The organism is Roseibium sp. TrichSKD4 (assembly GCF_000148725.1).
GTDB lineage: Bacteria > Pseudomonadota > Alphaproteobacteria > Rhizobiales > Stappiaceae > Roseibium.
The window spans coordinates 212,952-236,517 of sequence record NZ_GL476300.1 but is presented as its reverse complement, the minus strand read 5'-3'; the positions used below and the strand labels follow the sequence as shown (position 1 = coordinate 236,517).

Annotated in this window: 21 protein-coding genes, 1 pseudogene and 1 riboswitch; of the genes and pseudogenes, 12 read left to right on the top strand and 10 right to left on the bottom strand. The window is 55.0% G+C overall.

Annotated features, from left to right (window positions below):
• The first annotated feature begins 25 nt into the window (after nt 1–25).
• Nucleotides 26–2,938 (top strand): EAL domain-containing protein, encoded by a 2,913-nt coding sequence (locus TRICHSKD4_RS01105; RefSeq protein ID WP_040615832.1) that lies wholly within the window; start codon nt 26–28, stop codon nt 2,936–2,938.
• A 92-nt stretch (nt 2,939–3,030) separates the two neighbouring features.
• Here the strand turns inward: TRICHSKD4_RS01105 and TRICHSKD4_RS01100 are convergent, their stop codons facing one another.
• Genes TRICHSKD4_RS01100 through ispH form a run of 4 tightly spaced genes read right to left on the bottom strand, consistent with a single transcriptional unit; the run spans nt 3,031 to nt 6,337 of the window.
• Nucleotides 3,031–3,885: a diacylglycerol kinase family protein gene (locus TRICHSKD4_RS01100; RefSeq protein WP_009758859.1), complete on the bottom strand. Its 855-nt coding sequence runs from the start codon at nt 3,883–3,885 to the stop codon at nt 3,031–3,033.
• A gap of 32 nt (nt 3,886–3,917) precedes the next feature.
• On the bottom strand, nt 3,918–4,370 hold the full coding sequence (gene rnhA, locus TRICHSKD4_RS01095) for a ribonuclease HI (RefSeq protein ID WP_009758858.1): 453 nt from the start codon (nt 4,368–4,370) through the stop codon (nt 3,918–3,920).
• Entirely contained in the window at nt 4,367–5,332 is a 966-nt protein-coding gene (gene thrB, locus TRICHSKD4_RS01090) for a homoserine kinase (RefSeq protein ID WP_009758857.1), read from the bottom strand. The genes rnhA and thrB overlap by 4 nt, the downstream gene beginning before the upstream one ends.
• A 6-nt stretch (nt 5,333–5,338) precedes the next feature.
• The gene (gene ispH / locus TRICHSKD4_RS01085) at nt 5,339–6,337 is read right to left on the bottom strand and encodes a 4-hydroxy-3-methylbut-2-enyl diphosphate reductase (protein WP_009758856.1); all 999 of its coding nucleotides are present in this window, start codon (nt 6,335–6,337) and stop codon (nt 5,339–5,341) included.
• Nucleotides 6,338–6,501: 164 nt separating this feature from the next.
• Between ispH and TRICHSKD4_RS01080 the strand changes: the two genes are divergently transcribed.
• From TRICHSKD4_RS01080 to TRICHSKD4_RS01050, 7 genes are all read left to right on the top strand, one after another.
• On the top strand, nt 6,502–7,089 hold the full coding sequence (locus TRICHSKD4_RS01080; RefSeq protein ID WP_009758855.1) for a hypothetical protein: 588 nt from the start codon (nt 6,502–6,504) through the stop codon (nt 7,087–7,089).
• A gap of 186 nt (nt 7,090–7,275) precedes the next feature.
• Nucleotides 7,276–7,369, top strand: a riboswitch (glycine riboswitch).
• Between the two features lie 169 nt (nt 7,370–7,538).
• Entirely contained in the window at nt 7,539–8,690 is a 1,152-nt protein-coding gene (gcvT, locus tag TRICHSKD4_RS01075) for a glycine cleavage system aminomethyltransferase GcvT (protein WP_009758854.1), read from the top strand.
• Between the two features lie 24 nt (nt 8,691–8,714).
• Nucleotides 8,715–9,086 (top strand): glycine cleavage system protein GcvH, encoded by a 372-nt coding sequence (gcvH, locus tag TRICHSKD4_RS01070; protein WP_009758853.1) that lies wholly within the window; start codon nt 8,715–8,717, stop codon nt 9,084–9,086.
• Between the two features lie 18 nt (nt 9,087–9,104).
• Nucleotides 9,105–9,587, top strand: a complete 483-nt coding sequence (locus TRICHSKD4_RS01065) for an OsmC family protein (RefSeq protein ID WP_009758852.1) — start codon at nt 9,105–9,107, stop codon at nt 9,585–9,587.
• 25 nt (nt 9,588–9,612) lie between these two features.
• Complete coding sequence (gene gcvPA / locus TRICHSKD4_RS01060) at nt 9,613–10,959, top strand: aminomethyl-transferring glycine dehydrogenase subunit GcvPA (protein ID WP_009758851.1); 1,347 nt, start codon at nt 9,613–9,615, stop codon at nt 10,957–10,959.
• Complete coding sequence (gene gcvPB, locus TRICHSKD4_RS01055) at nt 10,956–12,548, top strand: aminomethyl-transferring glycine dehydrogenase subunit GcvPB (RefSeq protein ID WP_009758850.1); 1,593 nt, start codon at nt 10,956–10,958, stop codon at nt 12,546–12,548. Before gcvPA ends, gcvPB begins: the two co-directional genes overlap by 4 nt.
• Nucleotides 12,549–12,678: 130 nt before the next feature.
• The gene (locus TRICHSKD4_RS01050; RefSeq protein ID WP_009758849.1) at nt 12,679–13,593 is read left to right on the top strand and encodes a glycosyl hydrolase family 18 protein; all 915 of its coding nucleotides are present in this window, start codon (nt 12,679–12,681) and stop codon (nt 13,591–13,593) included.
• Here TRICHSKD4_RS01050 and TRICHSKD4_RS01045 read toward each other — a convergent pair.
• The 3 genes from TRICHSKD4_RS01045 to TRICHSKD4_RS01035 all read right to left on the bottom strand — a co-directional run bounded on the left by TRICHSKD4_RS01045 (nt 13,563) and on the right by TRICHSKD4_RS01035 (nt 16,639).
• Nucleotides 13,563–14,459: a LysR family transcriptional regulator gene (locus TRICHSKD4_RS01045; RefSeq protein ID WP_009758848.1), complete on the bottom strand. Its 897-nt coding sequence runs from the start codon at nt 14,457–14,459 to the stop codon at nt 13,563–13,565. The genes TRICHSKD4_RS01050 and TRICHSKD4_RS01045 overlap by 31 nt on opposite strands.
• Nucleotides 14,460–14,842: 383 nt before the next feature.
• The gene (locus TRICHSKD4_RS01040; protein ID WP_040615830.1) at nt 14,843–15,127 is read right to left on the bottom strand and encodes a ribbon-helix-helix domain-containing protein; all 285 of its coding nucleotides are present in this window, start codon (nt 15,125–15,127) and stop codon (nt 14,843–14,845) included.
• 159 nt (nt 15,128–15,286) lie between these two features.
• Nucleotides 15,287–16,639, bottom strand: a complete 1,353-nt coding sequence (locus tag TRICHSKD4_RS01035; RefSeq protein WP_009466009.1) for an IS1380 family transposase — start codon at nt 16,637–16,639, stop codon at nt 15,287–15,289.
• Between the two features lie 165 nt (nt 16,640–16,804).
• On the opposite strand from TRICHSKD4_RS01035, the pseudogene TRICHSKD4_RS31465 reads away from it, so the two are divergent.
• Nucleotides 16,805–17,860: pseudogene (locus TRICHSKD4_RS31465) on the top strand (sodium-dependent bicarbonate transport family permease).
• A gap of 49 nt (nt 17,861–17,909) precedes the next feature.
• On the opposite strand, the gene TRICHSKD4_RS27810 reads toward TRICHSKD4_RS31465, so the two are convergent.
• Nucleotides 17,910–19,769 carry a GGDEF domain-containing protein gene (locus TRICHSKD4_RS27810; RefSeq protein WP_208992963.1) on the bottom strand — a complete coding sequence of 620 codons (1,860 nt, stop codon included), beginning with the start codon at nt 19,767–19,769 and terminating at the stop codon, nt 17,910–17,912.
• Between the two features lie 357 nt (nt 19,770–20,126).
• Between TRICHSKD4_RS27810 and tyrS the strand changes: the two genes are divergently transcribed.
• Nucleotides 20,127–21,407 (top strand): tyrosine--tRNA ligase, encoded by a 1,281-nt coding sequence (gene tyrS, locus TRICHSKD4_RS01020; protein WP_009758842.1) that lies wholly within the window; start codon nt 20,127–20,129, stop codon nt 21,405–21,407.
• 104 nt (nt 21,408–21,511) lie between these two features.
• Nucleotides 21,512–22,165, top strand: coding sequence for a DUF1287 domain-containing protein (locus tag TRICHSKD4_RS01015; RefSeq protein ID WP_139051910.1), 654 nt, complete (start codon nt 21,512–21,514; stop codon nt 22,163–22,165).
• A 41-nt stretch (nt 22,166–22,206) separates the two neighbouring features.
• Here the strand turns inward: TRICHSKD4_RS01015 and TRICHSKD4_RS31460 are convergent, their stop codons facing one another.
• Both TRICHSKD4_RS31460 and TRICHSKD4_RS31455 read right to left on the bottom strand, forming a co-directional pair.
• Nucleotides 22,207–22,542: a hypothetical protein gene (locus tag TRICHSKD4_RS31460; RefSeq protein ID WP_009758840.1), complete on the bottom strand. Its 336-nt coding sequence runs from the start codon at nt 22,540–22,542 to the stop codon at nt 22,207–22,209.
• On the bottom strand, nt 22,539–22,850 hold the full coding sequence (locus tag TRICHSKD4_RS31455) for a TetR/AcrR family transcriptional regulator (protein ID WP_247642758.1): 312 nt from the start codon (nt 22,848–22,850) through the stop codon (nt 22,539–22,541). Before TRICHSKD4_RS31455 ends, TRICHSKD4_RS31460 begins: the two co-directional genes overlap by 4 nt.
• Nucleotides 22,851–22,899: 49 nt before the next feature.
• On the opposite strand from TRICHSKD4_RS31455, the gene TRICHSKD4_RS01005 reads away from it, so the two are divergent.
• Nucleotides 22,900–23,556, top strand: a complete 657-nt coding sequence (locus tag TRICHSKD4_RS01005; protein WP_256377381.1) for a glutathione S-transferase family protein — start codon at nt 22,900–22,902, stop codon at nt 23,554–23,556.
• Nucleotides 23,557–23,566: the final 10 nt, after the last annotated feature.

The following is a 23,566-nucleotide window of genomic DNA, read 5'->3' as shown; positions in this document are numbered from 1 at the left end:
CCCGCAACATTATACTGCTTCGTTTATGTCGTATTCGTGGTTTGATTTCTGTCGAGCTTCAAAAGGGCTCCTGTATTGGGTACTTGCGGTCTGCTGCGTCATCTTCAGCGCGCAAACTGTCCATGCAATTGAGCCGATCCCGGTGCCGCCCGATATAGATGCGCTGGAACTGACAGATTCAGTCGATCTCTACAGGGAAGCCGTCCCACGATTGCAGGTGTCCACAGCTCCTGGCGCTGACGGTATCGTGCGCCGGATCGAGGTGCCGTCACGAGATGGCAGCAGCCGAAGCTGGACCGTCTTTGCCTTGGCAAATACCAGTGATGAACAGGTTGACCGTCTGCTGGTCGCACCGTTTTTTCGCTTGGTTGGCTCCAAACTGTTTTGGCCGGAGCTTGGCTCGTCCCGCATCGTAGCAATTACCCCAAGTCAGGGATTGGCCCCTGTTCGCGAACACAGCCTTGAGGCAGATGTCTTCCTGATCACGCTGGACCCCGGAGCCATTGTGACCTTTGTGGCGGAGTTGAATTCTCCGGACTTGCCGCAGCTGCGGTTATGGAAGCCTGAGGTCTACAAGGAAACAATCAACGGCTATACGCTTTATCGCGGGATCATTCTTGGAATCTCTGGCCTGCTTGCCTTGTTTCTGACCATTCTTTTTGTGGTCAAGGGCACAGTCATGTTCCCGGCAACGGCTGCGCTTGCTTGGTCTGTTCTCGCTTATCTTTGCATCGATTTTGGCTTCTGGAGCCTGTTGTTCAAACTGGAGCACGGCGGTGAACCGCTTTACCGCGCTTCCGCAGAGGTCATGCTGACTTCCAGCTTGATCATCTTCCTCTATGCCTATCTGAACCTCAATCGCTGGAATATCCATTATTCCCATCTGGCGCTGACCAGCCTTGTCTTGCTGTTGGGGCTTTTGGGGGTGGCTGTGTGGGATCCGTCCGTTGCTGCTGGGATTGCCCGTTTGGCAATGGGCATTATTGGCATTTTGGGTTTCGTCACCATTTTGGTGCTCGCCTGGCAGGGCTATGATCGTGCAATTCTCCTGATCCCGAGTTGGTTCCTGTTGCTGGCCTGGCTTATTGGCGCAGCGATGACCGTGACCGGGACACTCGCAAATGACATTGTTCAACCCGCGCTCGGCGGTGGACTGGTTCTCATAGTTCTGTTGATCGGCTTCACAGTCATGCAGCACGCCTTTGCAGGCGGAGCAATTGCGCAGGGGCTAATCTCGGATGTGGAGCGCCGGGCGCTTGCATTGACCGGGGCCGGAGACATCATCTGGGATTGGGACATCGACCGCGACCGGATCTTCACCGGGAACGAGGTCGAAGATCTCTTGAACCTGCGTCGCGGAACGCTGGAGGGCCCGGCAAGAGATTGGCTTGACGTCCTCCACCCGCAAGACCGGGATCGGTTTCGGGCAACACTGGATGCGGTCATAGACAAACGCGGTGGCAAGATCGTCCAAACCTTCCGGCTGAGGTCGGAGGACGGCCACTTCCGGTGGTTCCGACTGCGCGCCAGACCTATCGTTGGAGCGGACGGTGAAGTTATTCGCTGCGTTGGCACCTTGTTGGATGTCACTGAGGAACGCACGGCAGAAGAACGACTCCTGCACGATGCGGTTCACGATAATCTGACGGGCTTGCCTAACCGCGAACTTTTCATGGACCGTTTGCGCACTGCAGTCATCCAGACAAATGCTGAACAATCAGGTGTCAAGCCAACTGTCATTATGCTTAATCTGGACCGGTTCAAGCAGGTGAATGACAGCATCGGAATTTCCGCCGGGGACAGCATTCTGCTCACAGTGGCGCGCCGACTGGGCCGCCTTATCGGTCGTCAGGACACGCTCGCTCGGCTGAATGGCGACCTCTATGGTCTGGTTGTTTTGTCCGAGAAGGAACCGGACCGCGTTGTTGCGTTGGCAGATTCCTTGCGCAAGGCCGTTCGGTCGCCGATTACCTTCGGGGAGCGTGAGATTTTTCTCACCTGTTCGGCCGGTATTGCACTGTTTGAAGGCGGCAAGCAGGACGTTGAAGACCTTATGGCCAACGCTGAAATCGCGTTAAACCATGCGCGGCGCCTCGGCGGTGATCGACAGGAAGTGTTCCGCCCGATCCTGCGCCCACTTGGCAAGAACGTTGTCGACCTCGAAGCGGATCTACGCGAGGCGATCAAGAAAGAAAATCTCGGCGTTTTTTATCAGCCGATTGTGCGCCTGGAAAATCAGAGCGTTGCCGGTTTTGAAGTCTTGGCGCGGTGGAAGCACCCGAAACGCGGACAGATCTCACCAAGCGAGTTTATTCCGATTGCCGAGCAATCTGGCCTGATTCATGAACTTGGCATGTATATGCTGGAAAAGGGCGCGCATCAGCTGGCTTACTGGCAACGGGAAATGAAAACGTCAACTCCGCTTTTTGTTTCGGTCAATCTGTCTTCTCGCCAGCTTCTCAATCACGATTTGATCAATGATGTGAAGGCGGTCCTATCTCGCTCTTCTGTTGCTCCGGGAACGCTGAAACTGGAACTGACGGAATCGCTAGTCATGTCCAACCCGGAATATTCGGTGAAGGTTCTTGAGCGCCTGCGTGGGCTGGGGGCAGGCCTGTCCATTGATGATTTTGGCACAGGGCATTCGTCCTTATCGTATCTCCAGCGGTTCCCGTTCGACACGCTTAAAATCGATCAGTCATTCGTGAAGCCAAGCGCGGACAGTTCGCGTTCGATCTTGCTGCGGACGATCGTCGCCATGGGGCATGACCTTGGCATGTCAATCGTTGCGGAAGGGGCGGAAAGCGAAGACGAGGCGTTGGAACTTTACCAGCTGGGCTGCGAATACGCACAAGGCTTCTTCTTTGGTCAGGCGGTCTCCAGTGATGAAGCCACAAAGACCTTGCGCAAAATGCCGAAAGAAGAAGCCGTATCCTGATCAAGAGAAGCAGATCACCAGTGGGACGCAGGTGGTTTTGGGAGTTTGGTCAGGGAACGATCATTTCCAGTGTGATCGACGATATGGAGAGCTCAACAGGCGTCGCGCCAAAAGGGTCGCCGTCGATCTGAACCGCTGCAGTCGATCTGAACCGCTGCAGCCTGAGTGCTGTGCAGCCTCGCGCGCTCAAATGGAATTACACGCACCCCTTTTGTTTTGTGCATGCGGTTGCTGATGAGGGCCAGTGCGAAACGGATTACCGAAAGCACATCATCATTTTCCAGAACCAGTAAATGCAGGCCTGCGCGGCTGACACTCTCATTTGGAGCCACACAAAACGGGCCACCATAAAAACGGCTGTTCGTGGCGACAATCAGCTTGCCTCGATAGATCTCGCCGTCCACTTCTGCCTCAAGGTCCACAGGCTTGCGGGTAAATGCAAGCTTCAGGGCGGTCACTACATAGGCAAGCTTGCCCAAGCGCCGCTTCAACGCCAGCGGAATGGCATGGACGACCTCGGCATCAAATCCGGACGAGGCCATCAGCACAAACGGGTGTCCATTTGCGAGACCAGCATGAAGCGGAATGGTCTGGCCAGCAGTTAGCATTTCAATGATTTTATGTGGCTTTTTCGGAAGCTTGAGCTCGTGGGCCAAAACATTCGCTGTACCGCAGGGAATGATTGCGAGTTTTGGAGTGTTCAGCTGCGCTTGCAGACCGGCCAGCGCATTGTTCACCGACCCATCCCCGCCAGCAATGACCAGAGTGCCAGCATCGAAAGTGGGAGCACTGCAGATCTCGCCCATCTCGCCCGCCTGCGAGGTCAGATGCAAGGTCACATGGTAGCCTGCTTTTTCCAGACCAGCGCGAACCGCTTCCAAAACAGTTCGATCGTAGCCGCCAGCCGTTGGATTGGCCACAATGAGAAGTTTGTCCGGTTTAAGCATCGGGTGTGGGTCGAACCTTGAGCCGTTGAGGCTTAGCTGCCTGATTTGAACGGTGCCATACCGCCCCGCGCCAATTCGTCGGCGCGTTCATTGTCGGGGTGTCCAGCATGGCCCTTAACCCAATGCCAGGTTACGTCGTGACGGTCCCTGGCTTCATCCAGTTCCTGCCAGAGGTCCGCATTCTTGACCGGCTTCTTATCTGCCGTTTTCCAGCCGCGCGCTTTCCAGCCTTTCATCCACTCGGAGATGCCGCTGCGCACATAGGTGCTGTCGGTATAAAGGTCGACTGCACATGGTCTTGTTAGTGTGTTGAGGGCTTTGATGGCTGCCGTCAATTCCATGCGATTGTTTGTGGTTTCGCCTTCACCACCAGAAAGTTCTTTTTCATGCTGGCCAAAACGCAAGATCGCGCCCCACCCACCGGGGCCGGGATTTCCCGAACAAGCGCCGTCTGTGTAGATCACGACCCGTTTTTCATCGCTCATAAGGAAATTCCATATGCTTCGGGGGAGGCGGCGGTTTGGTGGAACCTCAACTTCTTGACGTATTCGATCGGATCTTTCGGGATAACCAAGGCACCCTCGGGCACGTTCAACCAGTCGTACAGTCGTGTGAGCAAGAACCGGAGTGCGGCGCCTCTCGCCAATAGTGGTAGAGCAGAAAATTCCGCTTCGCTCAGCGGTCTGACTTCAGTGTAGCCATTCAATAACGCCTGCGCCTTTGTGACGTTGAAGGAGAGATCATTCTCAAAGCACCAAGCGTTCAGACAAATCGCGAGATCATAGGCGAGGGTATCAGTGCAGGCGAAATAAAAGTCGATCAGACCAGACAACTCGTCCTGCAAAAAGAAGACGTTGTCCGGAAAAAGATCAGCATGAATGACACCGCGAGGAAGGTCTTTCGGCCAGTTGGTTTCCAGAATATCAAGGTCGTCGCGGATCAGCTTTTCAAGACCGGGGCACACAGTATCTGCGCGATCTGCACTCAGGTTAAAGAGTGGCCGCCAACCGGAGACATCCAACGCATTTTTGCGAGACATATCAAAATCCGCCGCAGCCAGATGCATCTTGGCCATGGCCTGTCCGAGCATGTTGCAATGCGGGGCCTGCGGGCGCTTGATCCACATGCCGTCCAAAAACGTGATGATCGCAGCGGGGCGCCCGGCCAGCGTGCCCAGAAGGTTTCCATCTTTTGCAGGCACCGGCTTGGGGCAGGATAGCCCCTTTGCAGCAAGATGTTCCTTGAGTTTCAAAAAGAATGGAAGATCCGCAGGGTCGACGCGCTTTTCATAAAGGGTAAGGATGTTAAACCCACCCTCCGTGTGCACCAGAAAATTGCTGTTCTCAACTCCCTCGGCAATGCCTTTGAAGGAGAGCAGGCCGCCAATGTCATAGCGGTCGATGAAGGCTCCGAGTTCTTCATCTGTGACTTCTGTGTAAACGGCCATAAAAGATTACTCAGCTGCGCTGGCAGGTGGAGGGGCGACGTCCCGCAATTCACGTGGCAGATTAAATGCAATTGTCTCTTCGGCAGTGCGGACGAGATCAACCGAGACGTCAAAGCGTTTTGAGAAGGCTTCAATAATCTCTTCAACCAGTTGTTCCGGCGCAGAAGCCCCAGCCGTCAAACCCAGACTGCTTATGCCTTCAAACTTCGGCCAGTCGATATCGGTCGCCCGTTGTACCAATGCGGAAACACGGCATCCCGAGCGCTCTGCGACTTCTCTCAGGCGTTGCGAGTTGGACGAATTGGGCGCACCGACCACGACCATCGCTTCCACCTGCGGTGCAACAGCTTTGACTGCTTCTTGCCGGTTTGTGGTGGCGTAACAGATGTCTTCCTTGTGGGGGGCGACAATGTCTGGAAACCGGTCTTTCAGGATCGAGACAATCCCGTTGGTATCATCCACCGACAAGGTTGTCTGGGTGATATAAGCCAACTGCCTGACGGTCTTTGGTTCAAAGACTTGGGCGTCTTCTTCGGTTTCAATCAAGGTCACTGCGCCGGGCTCAAGTTGACCCATCGTGCCAATGACTTCCGGATGTCCCTTATGACCAATCAGAAGAATTTCGCGGTCCCGACGATGATGGATTTCTGCTTCCTTGTGCACCTTGGAAACCAGCGGGCATGTCGCATCCAGATAAAACATGTTGCGGCTTTGGGCATCCGCGGGAACAGACTTCGGCACCCCATGAGCTGAAAAGATCACCGGGCGTTCGTGATCAGCAGTTGGAATTTCGTCCAGTTCCTCGACAAAAACAGCACCTTTAGCGCGTAGGCCGTCGACAACAAATTTATTGTGAACGATTTCGTGGCGCACATAGACCGGACGCCCAAACTTCTCTAGCGCCAACTCCACGATCTGGATGGCGCGATCAACGCCTGCGCAGAACCCGCGCGGCGCACAGAGTTTAAGGGTCAATGGCGGTTTTTTGTCTTTAAATTCAGTCATACTTACCCTTGAAGCAGCAGTCTTGCGCAATAAGGGTTGTATGACCCCGTCTGTCAAGGGGAAAGCAGGCCCAGCATTTTTGCAAGCGTCAGCCCAAGTCTCGCCAAGTTTTACAAGACCTGATAAGAACCATCAAAATTGAAATCAAACCGGTTGGAATGCGGATGAAATCGGCAATGAGTGGTTGGGGTTTGCGCGGAGCGCTTGCAGTTGGGCTATTGGCCGGTCTCCTGTCAGGGTGCGGCAGCGTTGGTGAGTCGAGTTCCGAGTTCGCCAAGGATGTGATTGGAGGCGGGCAGGCGCCGCGCGATGTCAGCACAGAAGCCTTTGCAGGCCCGGTTTATTGCCCTCCGATCCAGCTGCAGCGCAACAGTTTCCTCATCATGAAATATGCTCGCGGTCAGCAGGACGACCCGGCAGGCCTGCTCTATCAGGCGACGATTGATGATTGGGCTCGCAGCTGTAAGGCAGATGTCAACGGTCAAACCCGGATCAAGATTGGATTGAAGGGCGATGTAACACCTGGTCCAGCCTGGAAGGGCGGCGAAGTGGTGTTGCCGGTCCGCGTTGCAATCTTGCCAAGCGAAGAAGGTGCAAAGACACTGCTGTCGGAGCTGACGAATGTTCCGGTGACGATTGGCGAAGGGGCTCCCAGCGAGGTCTGGGCGATCGTCGATGACAAGTTTTTGGTGCCGTCAAACACCGAGATGAAGATCGTGTTTGGCTTCGACGAAGGACGTCACAGACGCTGATTCTGCGGCGCGGGTTTTGGGTGAAAAGGTAACAGTGGTTCAAATTCACCTTTAAGCTCAGTGCACTATCGCTGCGTTTTCAATGCCAGTTGCACTGCATGAATGTCTTATATTGACAAGATGAAGCCGCGCTCACACAATCCGCTCCGTCAGGGTCGTCCCCTGACAGCCGTGGGCAGCCACGGTGATGCATATGCGGGAGAGGCCGGGTGAAAAGGATCCTGGCGCCGAAGGAGCAACCGCCCCGGAAACTCTCAGGCAAAAGGACCGCATGGGCTCAACGCTCTGGAAAGCAGTGCTCCGCGTGAGGCGGACTGCTCACCGAAGGAGTAACCTCTGGGCAGGTCCTTGGGCTTGTCAGCGGGAAATCTCTCAGGTTCTGGGACAGAGGGGGCGCGCGCAGGTCAGTCGGCTTGCGTCTAGCGCTAACCCGAGCCCAAGGACTATAAATGGCCGAGCAAGCCACTGCGTCAGACCTTTTACAAACACCGCTAAATGACCTTCACGTCGAGCTCGGCGCTCGCATGGTCTCGTTTGCGGGTTTTTCCATGCCAGTCCAGTATCCGACGGGCATCATGACCGAGCATCTCCATACGCGTGAGCATGCCGGCCTGTTCGACGTCTCCCACATGGGACAGGCGTGGTTAATCGGTCCGGACCATGAAACCACGGCCCGTGCGCTGGAAGCACTTTGCCCGTCTAACATGGTGGAACTGAAGCCGGGGCGTCAGCGGTACACGGTCCTCCTTAATGAAGATGGCGGCATCGTCGACGATTTGATGGTGACCCGTCCGCTGGCCGCAGAGCGTGACGGCCAGCTGTTTATCGTGGTCAACGCCTCGCGCAAGGACGTCGACTATGCGCTTTTGCGCGACAAGCTGCCGGACAATGTGCGTCTGGAGTTGGTCGAAGATCGTGCATTGATCGCCCTACAGGGGCCAGAAGCTGTGGCCGTTGTCGCTTCTCACGCGCCGGCCGCTGCCGAGCTCGGTTTCATGGACGCCGACTTCATGGAACTTGACGGAATTGACTGCCACATCTCTCGCTCCGGTTACACTGGCGAAGATGGTGTCGAAATGTCTGTTCCAGCCGGAGCCGCTGAAGCCATTGCGAAAGCGCTTCTGGCAGATGAGCGCGTCAAGCCGATCGGTCTGGGCGCACGCGACAGCCTGCGTATGGAGGCAGGCTTATGCCTTTATGGCCATGATCTGGATGAAACGACCTCGCCGGTCGAAGGTTCAATCACCTTTGCCATGCAAAAACGTCGCCGCGAAGAAGGCGGATTTCCGGGTGCAGCACACATTCAAAAGGAACTGGCTGAAGGACCGTCCCGTGTTCGGGTCGGCTTCAAGCTGGACGGCAAGGCACCAGCGCGTGAAGGCGCTGAAATTCGCCTGCCCGATGGCACGGTGATTGGCACTGTCACCTCTGGCGGCTTTGCGCCGACCATGGGGGCACCGATTGCCATGGGCTATGTGGATGCCGCCCATTCCGAACTTGGAACCAAGGTCAACCTTGTTGTCCGCAACCGGGAACTCCCGGCTCAAGTCGCCGCGATGCCGTTCGTGCAGCAGCGTTATTACCGCAAACCAAAAAACTAACATTCCAGAGACTGGACCAGACCCATGACGACTTATTATTCCAAAGACCACGAGTGGATTTCTGTTGACGGCGACGTCGCAACTGTTGGCATCACCAACTACGCTCAGGAACAGCTCGGCGATGTTGTGTTTGTGGAATTGCCGGAAGTTGGCAAGACCGTTTCTCAGGGCGATGAAGCCGCTGTCGTGGAATCCGTTAAGGCGGCGAGTGAAGTCTATGCACCGCTCGATGGTGAAGTCGTTGAAACCAACGGCACGCTGGAAGATGAGCCTGCCAAGGTCAATGAAGACCCGGAAGGCGCTGCCTGGTTCGTCAAGATGAAATTGTCCAACACCAATCAGTTGTCCGAACTGCTGGATGCTGACGGTTACAAGGCCTTCATCGCAGAGCTTTAAGGCATTTCAGGATTAGACATGAAAAACCACCTTTACACCGCAGACGTGCATTGGGAGCTCGATGGAGAGTTCCCGCGTGGCAAATATTCCCGAAAACACGTCTGGCGGTTTGATGGCGGTGTTGATGTGCCTGCATCCTCATCTCATCTGGTCGTTCCGCTGCCTTGGTCAGACAAGGCTGCGGTCGATCCGGAAGAGGCGCTGATTGCCTCCATCTCGTCCTGTCACATGCTGACGTTTCTCGATATCGCCCGCCGGGCGAAGCACAAGATCGTCAGCTACAGTGACAAAGCCGAAGGCATCATGGAGGAAATCGCTCCAAAGCGCATGGCGGTGACAAAGGTGACCCTCAACCCCGAGATCGTGTTTGAGGACCAAGCACCGTCTCAGGAAGAGCTAGATGCCTTGCATCACGAAGCCCATGAAATCTGCTTCATCGCCAATTCCGTAAAATGCGAAATCACTGTGGCGCCCGATATCGTGCGCGTCGCTTCACAGTAACAGCAACCGAGGGTTTGATCTCCCGATGCGTTATTTGCCTTTAACTGACACCGACCGCGCCGATATGCTGGCGAAGGTTGGCGTTGACTCAATCGACGATCTTTTTGCCGATATTCCGGAAAAGGTCCGCCTGAAGGACCCGGTGGATCTGCCCAAGCGCGCCAGCGAAATGCAGGTAGAGTGTCAGCTCTCCTCAATGGCCGCCAAGAACACACCGGCCAGTTCCGTGCCGTTCTTTGTTGGGGCAGGCGCTTACAAGCACTATGTGCCGGCAACGGTCGATCACCTGATCCAGCGGTCGGAGTTTCTCACCTCTTACACACCGTATCAGCCGGAAATCACCCAAGGCACGCTGCAGTACCTGTTTGAGTTCCAGACGCAGGTTGCCAGCGTTACCAACATGGATGTGGCCAACGCCTCTATGTATGACGGCTCTACGGGCACTGGCGAAGCCGTGCTGATGGCGCACCGCGTGACCAAGCGCAAGAAGGCAGTACTGTCCGGCGGCTTGCATCCGCAATACCGGGAAGTCGTTGAAGGCCTGTCCAACATGGCCGACGATCAGGTTGTCAGCCTGCCCGCAGACCCGACCGGCACCGAAGACATTCTGTCCCAGATCGACGATGAAACCTCCTGTGTTGTGGTTCAGTCTCCGTCCTTCTACGGCCAGATCATTGACCTGAAGCCGATTGCAGAAAAAGCTCATGAAAAGGGCGCGCTGCTGATCGCCGTCTTCACCGAAGTGGTTTCCCTTGGTCTCATCGAGGCTCCGGGCACCCAAGGCGCGGATATTGTGGTGGGCGAAGGCCAATCCATCGGCAACGGCCTGAACTTTGGCGGTCCTTACGTCGGTCTCTTCGCCACACGTCAGAAATATGTGCGCCAGATGCCGGGTCGCCTCTGCGGTGAAACCGTGGATGCGGAAGGCAAGCGCGGTTTTGTGTTGACGCTGTCCACCCGCGAGCAGCACATCCGCCGCGACAAGGCAACATCCAACATCTGCACAAACTCCGGTCTGTGCTGTCTGGCCTTCACGATCCACATGTCCTTGTTGGGGCAAACAGGCTTGAGCAAACTTGCGCGGATCAACCACGCCAATGCGGTCAGCCTGAAGAAGCAACTGGCTGCCGTCCCCGGCGTTGAGGTGCTGAACAAGGCCTATTTCAACGAGTTCACCGTCAAGCTGCCGAAACCGGCAAACGATGTTGTCGAGGCTCTGGCTGCCAAAGGCATTCTGGCTGGCGTACCGGTGTCCCGCCTGGAGCCGGGCAAGGCAAGCCTTGAAAACCTCTTGGTTGTTGCTGCAACCGAGGTGAACACCGACGAAGACCGCGCAGCCTTTGCCGCTGCCCTGAAGGAGGTGCTGGCATGAGCTTGAACAAGCAGGGTCGTCCGACCCAAGCAGGTGATGCGGGCGACAGCTTCCGCCCAACAACCTTTACCGGAAACCGTGCGCTCGACATGGAAGAGCCGCTGATCTTCGAATTCGGCCGTCTGGACTACACAGGCGTCGATCTGGATGAGCCGGATAGCTTTGAGAGCGAACTTGGCGGTCACGAGCGTAAAACCGAAATCGGTTTGGCCGGTCTCGCCGAGCCGGAAGCCATGCGGCACTATGTGCGTCTGTCGCGCAACAACTACGCGATCGACAGCGGCCTGTATCCGCTTGGCTCATGCACCATGAAGCACAATCCGCGCCTGAATGAAAAAATGGCGCGTTTGCCGGGCTTCGGTGACATTCACCCGCTGCAACCAGCCTCTACTGTTCCGGGCGCGCTGGAGCTAATCGATGAGCTGGCTCATTGGCTGATGGTCACCACCGGCACGTCCGCCGTTGCCATGAGCCCGAAAGCCGGTGCGCATGGTGAGCTCTGCGGGATGATGGCCATCAAGGCCGCGCACACGGCCAAGGGTCGCAAGCCGGAAATCGTTCTGGTCCCCGAAAGTGCGCACGGCACCAACCCGGCAACCGCAGCTCTTCTCGGTTACAAGGTTGTCTCCATCGGGGCAAAGGACGACAGCACCGTCGATCTGGGCGCTTTGAAGGAAACCATTGCCAAGCACGATGGCAACATCGCTGGCATCATGCTCACCAACCCGAACACATGCGGGTTGTTTGAGCGCGACATCATGGAAATCGCGGATCTGATCCACGATGCGGGAGGCTACTTCTACTGCGATGGTGCAAACTTCAACGCCATCGTAGGCAAGGCGCGTCCGGGTGATCTTGGCGTTGATGCCATGCACATCAACCTGCACAAGACCTTCTCCACGCCGCATGGCGGTGGTGGCCCAGGTTCTGGTCCGGTTGTCTTGTCGGATCGTTTGGCGCCCTATGCTCCGCTGCCGTTCATCCGCAAGACGGATGCTGGTCTGGAGCTGGTGGAAACAGAAGATCAGACCACAGACGGCGAACAGCCTTTTGGTCGCATGACTGCGTTCCACGGTCAGATGGGCATGTATGTTCGTGCGCTCAGCTATATGATGAGCCACGGATCAGACGGCCTGCGTCAGGCGTCCGAAGATGCTGTACTCAATGCGAACTATGTTCGCGTGGGTCTGCAGGACATCATGACGCTGCCGTTTGGCGAAAACCCGTGCATGCACGAAGTGTTGTTCGACGATTCCTTCCTGAAGGACACAGGCGTCACCACGCTCGACTTTGCCAAGGCGATGATCGACGAGGGTTATCACCCGATGACCATGTACTTCCCGCTGGTGGTGCATGGCGCGATGCTGATCGAGCCGACGGAATCGGAAAGCCGGGCGGCGCTCGACCTCTTCGTGGCAACTATGCGCGATCTGGTCATGAGTGCCAAACGCGGCGAGACCAAGCGCTTCGAAGGAGCACCTTACCTTGCTCCGCGTCGTCGTCTGGATGAAACCGGCGCCGCCCGCAAGCCGGTCCTGAAATGGACCGAGCCGGCTCCGGCAGAAGTCACCCCAGTCGCAGCCGAGTAATCTCGGCACACTGGAATGAGACAGGAAAGGGCGACCCGATTGGATCGCCCTTTTTCTTTTCACGCGCGTCTTTGTCCTGCGTCTTCCAGTCAGAAGAGTAAAAACCAAAAAGCAATATGCAGGAGGCCCCATGTCCACGACCCCGCGCAACATCATCTATGCTCTCAGTCAGGAAGCGCCGATCAGCGGCATTGTCGGCAGTGATTTCACCCATGTCATCCTCTCGTTTCTGCTGCCCAACCCGGATGGAACAGTGACGCCGAGCAGTGAGCTTGAGGCTCTCCTGCCGTCGCTCGACGACATCTGCGAAGGCGGGAAGCGAAAAGTCTTGGTCTCGCTTGGCGGGGGCACGGCAACGCCGGAAGGCTGGGCCGGAATGGCGGCCAATGCTGATCAGGCGGCTGCCTCCATCATGGCGTTTGTCCGGCAGAACAAGCTCGACGGTGTTGATATCGACTACGAGATCACCGAGGCCTTCTATAGTCCCTCAAGTTCCGAGTATCCTTATGATCCGGTGGTCTTTCTCACCGATCTCTCAACCGCCCTGAAATCCAAGGCAGGAATTGATGGAACACTGGTGTCCCACGCCCCGCAACCGCCTTATCTTTATCCCAATGAATATGCCCAATTTCCCACCGGTCCCTATTGCGAAATTCTTCAAAAGGCAGGGCGGGGCATCGATTGGCTGAACATCCAGTACTACAACAATCCATCCTTCGTGGGTACATCGGCTGAGGAGCAGGCGAGCCTTGTCGCCGGATCGATCGATCCTTCCGCCTTCGCGTCCAGCATTTTGGCTCTGAGCAAGGCTTTCCCGGCTGAAAAACTGGTTCTGGGAAAGATCTCTTCATCTGAAAATGGGGGAAGTGGCTATCTACCCGCAGAAGAAGTAGCTGCCAATTTGGTGGCTCCAATTGTAGGGGAACTCGGCTCGAAATTCGGTGGGGTCATGGCGTGGCAATATGCGCTCAACAATGGCACCAACCAAAACGCCAATGACTGGGCAAGCACCATTCAATCCGCGTTGAATGGACCATCAACTTGATGCTGACCTTTGAGACGGTTTGTGAGAGCGGGATGTGGAAAGGCCCGCTCTACGGTAACGGCATAAAAGGCCTCGAAAATCTGAAGGTCATAAGGCGCGCTTTGAACGAGGCCTGATTTGATTTCATCCGCCAGAACCACCGATGGCGCAATGGCCAAGCCGACATTCTCGCGCGCCAGCAGGCGCACCATCGCCATATCATCTACATCGGCCACGATATGAGGCACGATCTCAAGTCTGGCGACGAGGCTGTCAAATCCGGTGCGGATGGAGCTTTCCGTCGGGACGATAAGAGGCTCGTTCGCCAATAGTGTGGGAAGATCTTTAGTCTGCAGCCGGGAAGGGCAACCATGCAAAAACACGGGCTGCTCTGCCAGGCGGTGCGCCTTATATTCGCCCAAAACGGCGCCTTCTGGCGGTGTTGTGGTCAAGACGACATCGAGGCTCAAGGATTTCAAACTGTCGAGCAAACCACTAGACCCACCTGAGCGCAGGGTGAAAGCAGCCTCTTGGTTTTTCAGTAAAGGTCGTAGGAAATTCAGCTGAAAGTTTCGCGATAAGGTTGATTGTGCCCCGATGCGCAAGGGTGGTGCGGATTGTTTTGAGCGCTGCAAGGTGGCGATCAAATCCTCCCCAGTTGAGAAAATCCGGTCCGCATAGTCGAGAACGATTTGACCGACTTCGGTTAAGTGAAGTGCCCGCCCTGAGCGGCGAAACAGGTCGTGGCCAAGCCGGGATTCCAGCTGCTTGATCTGGGTTGAAAGCGCGGATTGGGAAAGGTTCACCCGTTCCGCATTGCGCGTCAGGTTCCCTTCATGAGCAACTTCCCGAAAATACCGGAGGTGATGATAGTTGAGGTTATCCATGCAAGATCCGTTGCGTGCAAATCGTTCTAATAAATAGAACAAAATTCAGCATAAAATATATTTTTAGAGGATTTCTCGGCGATCCAGCAAAGTGGCGAAGCTGAGATGCCCTTAAGCTTGGACCAGATTGATCGCGTGGCGACGGACTGCCCGACCATGCACACCGACCCGAACTTTTATGAATGAAGATTGCCCCCTGCACCCCAACGATCTGAGCCTCTGCCAGAGCGACGCGCGGGCTTATGAACACCTCTCCATCACCGCTTAGAATTTTAAACCCGGATAAGCCCGAAGGCTCGTTTGTCAATTTCGTAAAAAAATATGCGGCGCGCAACGGCTCTCAACATGCCAGATTGTTGTAATGTCATCATGATGACATGTCATCATGTTGTGTATTTATCAAAGAGCATTTGAAAAGATTCTTCAATCATATCATTGACCGAGCGGCCTTGTTCAATCGCCAGCATTTTAAGCTTACGGCGGGTTTCATCCGAAACAAACGCCCCAACCTGTACCTTGTTGGCACGGCTTGGCGGTTTTCCTTCGGCCTTGGCTTCAAGTTTGCGTATAGGTGTAACGGTCTGTCCTGCTGCGGATTCCAGTGCTGCAATATATAATCGGATATTTCCCAAGTAACTGTGTGTTGCGACGAGGTTGACCGTTTTCACGGACGTTTGCAACTCTGACGGCAGCGTTGTCGGGGCGATTATCGATTTTGACGGTTACGTAAGCGCGGTTTTTGAGCTTTTCGTGGACTTTATCCCGTTTGGGCTGCGACAAGACACAGCTGTGGAGCCGCATTTGTGTTGGTTTCGTTGTTTGGAGCGTCATGCAGGCCTCGGCGGGGGCTTGAGGGCGCGGATTGCGGCGAGGATTCGTCCGAAGACGTAGCCTGATACAGCCACCTCTGCCAGTTGGAACGTGATTTTGCGCGCATGGCGTACGACCTTTGCCCCGATTTTGATGAGGCGGCTCTGGATACTTGTCAGCGACCAGTCGGCGACCTCTTCCGGGAGGTCTAGCCCTTGCAGGAAGACACCAAGGTTATACGCCAATGCGTGAAGCTGAAGCCGGACCTCATTGTCACAGAACCGCTTGCAGGACAGGCGGGTCCAAGTGATGGCGTTCTTGCCTTCTTTGATGTGCTGTTCGGCTGTGCCGCGCTGATTGTAGAAGCGGATGATCCATTCCGGCTCCATCGGCAAGTTGGTGACGACAAAACCCACGCGAGGGAATAGATCACCGGGATACCATTCGATCTTGGCAACCACCTGACGGGGCTTGCTCCATGAAGCAGCCTGATACTCAAAAACCTCATAGAAGCGCTTGATCTTTGTCTTTGAGGGACGTCCCACGGGGCGGGTCAGCTGATGGCTGATCTTCTCTTCCAGCACAGCGTTCTTTTTGAGGCGGATGGCGTAGCGGTACCCTTCAGCCTCTAAAGTCTCGTAAAGTTCCGGAATGGCAAAGGCGGCATCAGCGCGAAAGAAGCGCATGATGTCGCGCTCTGCATAGCGCGCAATGACGGGTATCAGAAGAGCCTTCCAGTCATCCGCGCTGTGGACGCTGCCATTGCGCAGGGCACAGCGTTCCAAGTGGCCAAACTGATTGAAGATGAACAATGGGTGATAGCAGTTGCAGCCGAAATGCCCGTTCCATGCGGTTCCCTCCTGAGCGCCATGGGTGGGGCTGACAGAGCTATCCATGTCCAAGGTGATGTAGTTCAGTCCTTGGCGACCATGCACCGCATCAATCCATTGACCGGGCATATCGGCCAAGGCTTCCCTGTTGGCGGCAGTCGCGAGCACCTCAGTCTCAAAGCGGCCCATCTGGGAGGAGGATGCCGCCTGAGTGTCAACGGCACGGCCCCCGATAATCTGGCGCATTACCGGGTCACGCGACAGACGCACGGCATCATTCACATCTTCATAGCCCGCAAGGCGACCAAATATCGATTGGCGCAGCAGGCCCATCAAGGTGTGAACGCCATTCTTACCTTTGCGGGTATCCCGAAGGAACCGAACCGCTTTGCCGAAAAGGCCAAGGGCGTCATCAAGCTCCCGGTAAAGCAGAAGACCGCCATCAGAACTGATCTTTGAACCGTGGAATTCCAACCGCACCCGAGGGTCAAAATCCAGCCGAAAATCGCTCTCAGAACCCGCACCCGTTGGGTGTGCCATTTTTCAGCCCTCCGTCATCAAGTAACACGCTGTAATATAAAGAGAAAAATAGGATAGAAGAAGCTAAATCAGCTGACTACTTGGGAAATCCGGGATTTTTATTATTTTTCCGAACAAGGCATACAGGTCGCCAAATCAGGATTTTGGAATAGAAAGACGCGCAACATGGCGACGATTGTTGAAGTGGCAACAGTTCTTCTGTGGCAGCTGCAAAAGCCCACAATGGCCTTCTTGATGGGCGGCATGCTCTTGGCAGCGCTTGGCAGCAAGCTGGAAATACCAGCTCCCATCTACAAGTTTGTCGTCTTGCTTCTGCTGCTGAAGGTGGGGCTCGGCGCAGGGATTTCCGTCCGCTCGGCGGATGCGGTGGCCTTGATGGTGCCCGCTTTGGCTGCAGCGGCAATTGGCGTTTTGATTGTTGTGATGGGTGGGAAGCTGTTTTCCTACTGGAGCACAATTCCAAAGTCCGATGCCATGGCGACGGTCGGTCTGTTCGGTGCTGTGTCCGCTGCAACACTGGCCGCTGGTATGGCCATGCTGGATGCTGAAGGGGTCTACTATGAAGGTTTTATCGGCGCACTTTATCCCTTCATGGATGTGGCAGCGCTGGTCACAGCGGTTGTTTTGGCGCGGGTGAGTGAAACCCGGGTCGCGGTTTCTGCAGGGGGCGGAACAGCCGTTTTGGGGAAGGGCGGAATGTCTTTGCGAGGCGAAGGAGAGGGCTCCCTAGTCCGCAGCGTAATTGTCGACACCGCCAAGAGCCCGGCGATTTCCGCCTTGTTGTTGGGTATCGCAATCGGGCTCTTTGCCAGGCCGGAAAGTGTCTACGCCAGTTTTTATGAGCCACTTTTTCGGGGGCTTTTAAGCATCCTCATGCTTGTGATGGGAATGGAGGCTTGGTAACGGCTATCGGAACTGAAGAAGGTTGCGCATGCCTATCTGCTCTACGCGCTTCTGGCGCCACTTACCCACGGTCTTCTGGCCTTTGGGATCGGCTTTGCGGTTCACCAGATAACCGGGTTTTCCGCTGGCGGGGTTGTGCTGTTGTCAATCATGGCAGCGTCCAGCTCGGATGTGTCCGGACCACCAACCATGCGGGCCGCTCTGCCGGATGCGAATCCGTCTGCCTATATCGGCGCATCCACGGGTCTCGGAACACCGGTCGCCATCCTCAGCATTCCGCTGTTTATCATGCTGGCGGATTACACAATCGGCTTCTGAATAGTATCCGGATTGGTTTAGAGCGAGGCGTGGGCAAGCAGCCCGCGCCTCAGCTAGCAAGATCTGTGAGTTCGCCATACATACGGGTTTGATTGCGGCCATGTTCCTTGGCAGTCGAAAGAGCCTTTTCTGCTTGGCGGACTGTCTCGTCGATCCCGCTGGTCGGATTGTCAGGTGACCATTCCGCGATGCCGATGCTGACAGTCACGGCCAGCATTTCGTCCATATATTGAATGACAGTCGTACCAAGGCGCTCACGAATACGTTCGGCCAGAATAACCGCACCGTCAGCGCGGGTCGAAGGCAGAATGAAGCCAAACTCTTTACCATCGGTGCGCGCAACCTTGTCCACATTGGTCCGCACTTGATCTTGCAGGAACTCGGCAACAAATCTCAAAACCGTATCACCTGCCTCCTGACCGTAGTCGGTATTGATTGATTTAAATTGGTCAATATCGAGCATCATGATGGAGAACACATGACCATACCGGCGCGAGCGGTGGAACTCGTGGTTGGCCACTTGCAGGAAGCGATGGCGATTGGGCAGCTCCGTAAGTGAATCGGTAGCTGCCAAATGTTCTAGCTTCCGGCGAAGGGCCCGCTCTTCCGACACATCAACCACCGCAGACACAATTGACGGAAAGGCCTCTCCCTCAACTCTCATCGGCGCTTTGTAGACTATGAAGTCGCGGTCGTTTCGCTCGCCAGGAACGCGGTATTTGATGTCAAAGGCATGCGGCGTACCGGAACCGTTGGCAACCTCGCGATCAGAATCTTCTACCCAGTTCGCAAAGTCGCTGTCGTGGAGATCTCTGGCACTCTTGCCCAACATGTCCTCTGGCTTGATTCCAAAAAGGTCTGCGCTCGCGATGTTGGCAAGATCGGTTTCGCCATGGCAGTTCCTGCGGAATATTCCGATTGGAACAACATCAAGAAGTGTTTGCAGAGAATATCTATCGACCTGAGCCTGTTTGCGAACCTCCGACATCTCAGCCTCGGTCTGGCGCAATCGGGCGGTCGTTCTGAAGTACAAGAAAGTCATCATGCCCAAAAGCAGGGAAATGACTCCAACAATGAGAGCAGTCATGTTGTAGATTTCTTCCTGATAGGATTGGAATAGGGGGTGAGACGGAAGATAGGCAATCTCCCAATTCGAGTTTCTGATTGGAACTCGCGGAACCATTTCGGCCAGGCGTGCCTCGGAAACGGTATCGCCGGTCTCGAAGCTGGCCATCCATCTGTTTGATGTCAGCTGCACTAGATCAGGGCGGCTTGCGTGAAACAGGATCAGCTGATGGGGTTGTAGTTCTTGCGCGGCAATGATCCGGGCAAATTCGGTATTGTTGAACGCAACGAACAGTCGCCCTTGTTCTCCTGTGGAATCAACCCAGTGGGCGTCTAGATCAAAACGGAAATTGCGAGGTTCCAATGAAACATAGGTTTCATTGTTTTCAGCTTCTTTCCAATTTTGGCGATAAGACGCAAAGGAAGCATCGGTGCTGGCCAAGCGGTGTGCACTTGTTTGGCAGGTGCCACGCCAGAAACGGTCGTATTGTTTCGGAACAAAGTTAGTGTCCGTACCGCAAAGAGCAAAAGTTACATGGCCAGGGAAATAGGCCTTCAGTCGCTGAGCAATGAATGTCGCAGTGTTCGCTTCGTGTTCTTTGGACTGAACCAGTTCGGCAAGCTGGTCTGCATGGGCATTAGCAAAAGCTTCAACCAGCGCCCGCTTTTCCTTGATGAAAAAACCGATATGCCGTGCCGCTTCGTCGCTAGAGCGAACGAGAGCAGCATGTTGCTCGTCTTTAAAGGACTGAACATGATGTCGCGCGCCGAATATTATCAGCGAAATTGCAGTCAAGCCGCACAAGTATGAGAGTAAGAGGACTGAATTAAACTTAAAACGCATCAGCTGACCCATTGCCTTCCCATGAGTAAGTGTAAGTGAAAATCGTTACTTATTTGCAATTAAAAAGTGTTAATGATAATTATACAATTAATACTTGGAGGTGTGTTGTGCGGCGTTAGCAGTCATACCTTCCGGTTTTTGCGGTTCAACATAGGTGCTTGACACCTGCCGTTGTTTGCTGGATGTTTGGCACCATGAACACATGGGCAACCACATCCTTCGCGTATTTTTATTACGTCACCGACATATCGGCGGGTGCGTAGGATCTTGTTCTGACAAATCAAACCTCACAAAAGCCGCCGCGTCAGGCGGCTTTTTGGTTTGTGGGCTCCTGGCGCTGCCACCAGGAAGCTGAAAATGACCAAACACATGCTCGAAGCCGGAAAACCGGCAACACCCCTTAAATCCGAAACCCTGCAAGTTCTGCTGGAACGCGGACTGGTAAATCAGGCGAGCGACCTTGAAGCGCTAGACGCCCGTCTCGCGGAAGGACCGGTGACAGTTTACGCCGGCTTTGATGCAACTGCTGCAAGCCTGCATGTCGGGCATCTGATGCCACTCATGACGCTGCGTTGGATGCAAAAGCTCGGTCACAGGCCAATTGCAGTGCTCGGCGGTGGGACGACCCAAGTCGGCGACCCCAGTTTCCGCAATGAAGCGCGGCCGCTTTTGGATGAACTCAAGATTGCGTCAAATGTGTCCGGCATTCGCCGTTGCATCGAACGTCTCGTCTCCATGGACGGGGATGACGGCGCACTGCTCGTTGACAATGCAGAATGGTTGACCGAATTCCGGTTTCTGGAGTTTCTGCGTGACTATGGCTCCCAATTCACGGTCAATCGCATGGTCACGTTTGAAAGCGTGAAGTCGCGTCTGGATACGCAGTCGCCTCTGACGGTTCTCGAGTTCTGTTACATGATGTTGCAAGCTGTTGACTTCCTTGAACTCTCCCGCCGCTACAACTGCGAAATGCAAATCGGCGGGTCTGATCAATGGGGGAACATCGTCAATGGGATCGAGCTGGGTCGAAAGGCTGACGGTCGCAAGCTTCACGGTCTGACGGTGCCGCTACTAACGACAGCTTCTGGTGCCAAAATGGGCAAGACCGCTGCTGGCGCTGTCTGGCTTCATCCCGAGCACCTGTCTCCGTTTGTATTCTGGCAGTTCTGGCGCAACACCGCGGATGCAGATGTTGGGCGTTTCCTAAGGCTCTTCACCGAGCTTCCCATGAATGAAGTTGAGCGCCTTTCAGCCTTGGAAGGGCATGAGCTTAATGATGCAAAGAAAGTGTTGGCAACGCAGGTCACGGCAATCGTGCATGGCCCGGAAGAAGCCCGGAAGGCTTTGGAGCAGGGGGAAGCCTTGTTCGGCGGCGCGGAAGAGCTTCTGGAACCAACGCACGTGTTGCCGCGCATTCGTCTGTCTGAAGGCCTTGGTTTGCTGGAACTCCTGGTGCTCGTTGGCTTTGCAGGCTCAAACGGCGAGGCCAGACGCCTCGTTGAAGGCGGCGGAGTCCGCTTGAACCGGCAAGTGGTTGATGATGCGCGCCGCCAGATCACAGCTGGTAACCTCCAGGCCGACGACCGTTTAGCGCTCGCTGTCGGAAAACGCCGTAAAGCGCTTGTCGGATTTGACTAAAGCTGGCTTCGGATGGTCGTCTGCGGCTTGACATGCAATGGCCTCCGTTACGTCACAAATTCGCCCGTCTATCCTATGACTCTCGTCCTTCAAAGGATGAGGGTATGATGGATAGACGGGCTTTTTTTCTTCTGGGAGGTGCTGCGCTAGCCGCTAGCGCGACCAGATCGTTCCCTTCAAATGTTTGGGCAGATCAGCCTCCGCAACTTGGTTTGTTGGATCCAAGGGCAGCAAATTTAATCGCGGCAGCAAAACGCCAAATTGGCGTTACGGTCATCTATGACCCGGCCTATGTTGGTCTGACATATACAAATGGCGATGTTCCGCGAGATCGCGGTGTTTGTTCAGATGTCATCATTCGCGCCTATCGTGATGCTTTTGACTTTGATCTGCAACAAGCAGTCCATCTGGATATGAAAGCCCATTTCTCTGCTTACCCGACCCGCTGGGGGCTGAAACGGCCTGATCGCAACATCGACCACCGGCGTGTTTTGAACCTTGCAAGATATTTTGAGCGGCAAGGCGCAGATTTGCCGGTTACCGATCAACCAGAGACCTATCTTCCCGGTGATGTCGTCGAGCAGGTTTTGCCCGGCAACCTCCCGCATATGTCCATTGTCAGCGATGAGGTTTCCCGCAGCGGCAATCCGATGGTTGTTCACAATATCGGCGGTGGAACCCGGCTTGAAGACAGATTATTCGCTTTCAAGGTTGTCGGGCATTTCCGCTTTTTCCCAAAGCAAACACCGCGCAGCTAGCGTCACCCGTCACGACGGAACGCGGGATTTAGGGCTAGACCCTAAGCTTCCTCGACTTCAAGCAGGTCGGAGAAAGTCAAAGCGGTCATGCGCGCAGCCTCCCGAATTTCGGCTGAAAGCTCGGGGTTATCGATTGTTCGGGACAGGACCATGCCGCCCACACACATTGCTGAAAGTGCGAGGGCTTTTTGTCGGTTTGCAGCAGCGGCAGCATCGGGAAGGTTGTTTTCAAAGAGCCAGGTCATGGCCTTGAGCAAGGTTTCATAAGAAGAACGCACTTCCGGCGTTGCCCGAGCGACATCTGAAGGCAGGGCAATCATAGGACATTGGCCGTCCAGATCGCCGAGATGCCTTGAAGACAGGTAACTGTCGATCATGGCGCGCACCGAATCCGGTCCCCATTTTGAGCATCCAACCCGGCTTCGTCTCGCCACGCTTTGCCACGCCCATTCAAAAAACTCTGAATAGCCTCCGCATAGACCTCATCTTTGTTTTTAAAGTGATTGTAAAACCCGCCCCGCGTGAGGCCCACTTCGGCCATGATGTCATCGATGGAGACCTCAGAAAATCCTCTTCGGTTGAAAAGGATGCGTGCCTTTTCAACAATTTGCGCACGAATTCGTACCTTGTGTTCTGGACTGTAGGGCATAGGACCTCGCTGTTCTAAGGCACGAATGATAGCCAATATCTAAATATGTTCTTGAACATATTTAGATCGCCGTCACCTTGGAAAAATCACCAAGGCAAGGAGCAAGGTCACGAAGCTTTATAATGGAATGTCTCCAAACGGCGCGCGCGTGTTTGTTTTCCTGCAGGAAAAGGGCATCGAAATTCCGGTCGAAATGATCGACATCCCAGGCGGCGGGACTCGAACGGAGGCGTTCAGTAAACTCAATTCGCTGGGGCAAGTCCCGGTTCTGGAGCTGGATGACGGAAGTCATCTGGCAGAAAGTGTTGCAATCTGTCGATATCTTGAAAGTCTCTACCCGGAGCCCGCGCTCTTTGGGCAAACCGACAAGGAAAAAGCCTTTGTCGACATGTGGTGCCGCCGTATGGAATTGTGGCTCTTTAACGTGGCAGGCGATGTCGGCTTGCACGAAATCCCGTTTTTTGCAGAGGTGGTCAACCAGAACGCTGACTATGCAGCCGACCGCCGTGAAGTCTATTTACACCGCCTTAAATGGCTGAATGACGAATTGGCAGACGGGCGGACCTACCTGGTCAATGACAGGTTCTCCATGGCCGATATCATCGGTATGGGCATGCTGCTCGTGGCAGCCTTCGTCAATCTTCACGTTCCGGAGACCCTGGTCCACGCCAAACGTTGGGAAGCGGCCCTTATGGCGAGAGGGAGTTTCCCCAAAATGCCCGGTTCGGCAGACGCCTCTTAAACTTCAAACT

What these genes read in the sequence shown, in the direction of transcription:
- TRICHSKD4_RS01105 (WP_040615832.1), top strand. Translation starts at nt 26, where the DNA reads ATGTCGTATTCGTGGTTTGATTTCTGTCGAGCTTCAAAAGGGCTCCTG.
- TRICHSKD4_RS01100 (WP_009758859.1), bottom strand. Translation starts at nt 3,885, where the DNA reads ATGCTTAAACCGGACAAACTTCTCATTGTGGCCAATCCAACGGCTGGC.
- rnhA (WP_009758858.1), bottom strand. Translation starts at nt 4,370, where the DNA reads ATGAGCGATGAAAAACGGGTCGTGATCTACACAGACGGCGCTTGTTCG.
- thrB (WP_009758857.1), bottom strand. Translation starts at nt 5,332, where the DNA reads ATGGCCGTTTACACAGAAGTCACAGATGAAGAACTCGGAGCCTTCATC.
- ispH (WP_009758856.1), bottom strand. Translation starts at nt 6,337, where the DNA reads ATGACTGAATTTAAAGACAAAAAACCGCCATTGACCCTTAAACTCTGT.
- TRICHSKD4_RS01080 (WP_009758855.1), top strand. Translation starts at nt 6,502, where the DNA reads ATGAAATCGGCAATGAGTGGTTGGGGTTTGCGCGGAGCGCTTGCAGTT.
- gcvT (WP_009758854.1), top strand. Translation starts at nt 7,539, where the DNA reads ATGGCCGAGCAAGCCACTGCGTCAGACCTTTTACAAACACCGCTAAAT.
- gcvH (WP_009758853.1), top strand. Translation starts at nt 8,715, where the DNA reads ATGACGACTTATTATTCCAAAGACCACGAGTGGATTTCTGTTGACGGC.
- TRICHSKD4_RS01065 (WP_009758852.1), top strand. Translation starts at nt 9,105, where the DNA reads ATGAAAAACCACCTTTACACCGCAGACGTGCATTGGGAGCTCGATGGA.
- gcvPA (WP_009758851.1), top strand. Translation starts at nt 9,613, where the DNA reads ATGCGTTATTTGCCTTTAACTGACACCGACCGCGCCGATATGCTGGCG.
- gcvPB (WP_009758850.1), top strand. Translation starts at nt 10,956, where the DNA reads ATGAGCTTGAACAAGCAGGGTCGTCCGACCCAAGCAGGTGATGCGGGC.
- TRICHSKD4_RS01050 (WP_009758849.1), top strand. Translation starts at nt 12,679, where the DNA reads ATGTCCACGACCCCGCGCAACATCATCTATGCTCTCAGTCAGGAAGCG.
- TRICHSKD4_RS01045 (WP_009758848.1), bottom strand. Translation starts at nt 14,459, where the DNA reads ATGGATAACCTCAACTATCATCACCTCCGGTATTTTCGGGAAGTTGCT.
- TRICHSKD4_RS01035 (WP_009466009.1), bottom strand. Translation starts at nt 16,639, where the DNA reads ATGGCACACCCAACGGGTGCGGGTTCTGAGAGCGATTTTCGGCTGGAT.
- TRICHSKD4_RS27810 (WP_208992963.1), bottom strand. Translation starts at nt 19,769, where the DNA reads ATGCGTTTTAAGTTTAATTCAGTCCTCTTACTCTCATACTTGTGCGGC.
- tyrS (WP_009758842.1), top strand. Translation starts at nt 20,127, where the DNA reads ATGACCAAACACATGCTCGAAGCCGGAAAACCGGCAACACCCCTTAAA.
- TRICHSKD4_RS01015 (WP_139051910.1), top strand. Translation starts at nt 21,512, where the DNA reads ATGATGGATAGACGGGCTTTTTTTCTTCTGGGAGGTGCTGCGCTAGCC.
- TRICHSKD4_RS31460 (WP_009758840.1), bottom strand. Translation starts at nt 22,542, where the DNA reads ATGATCGACAGTTACCTGTCTTCAAGGCATCTCGGCGATCTGGACGGC.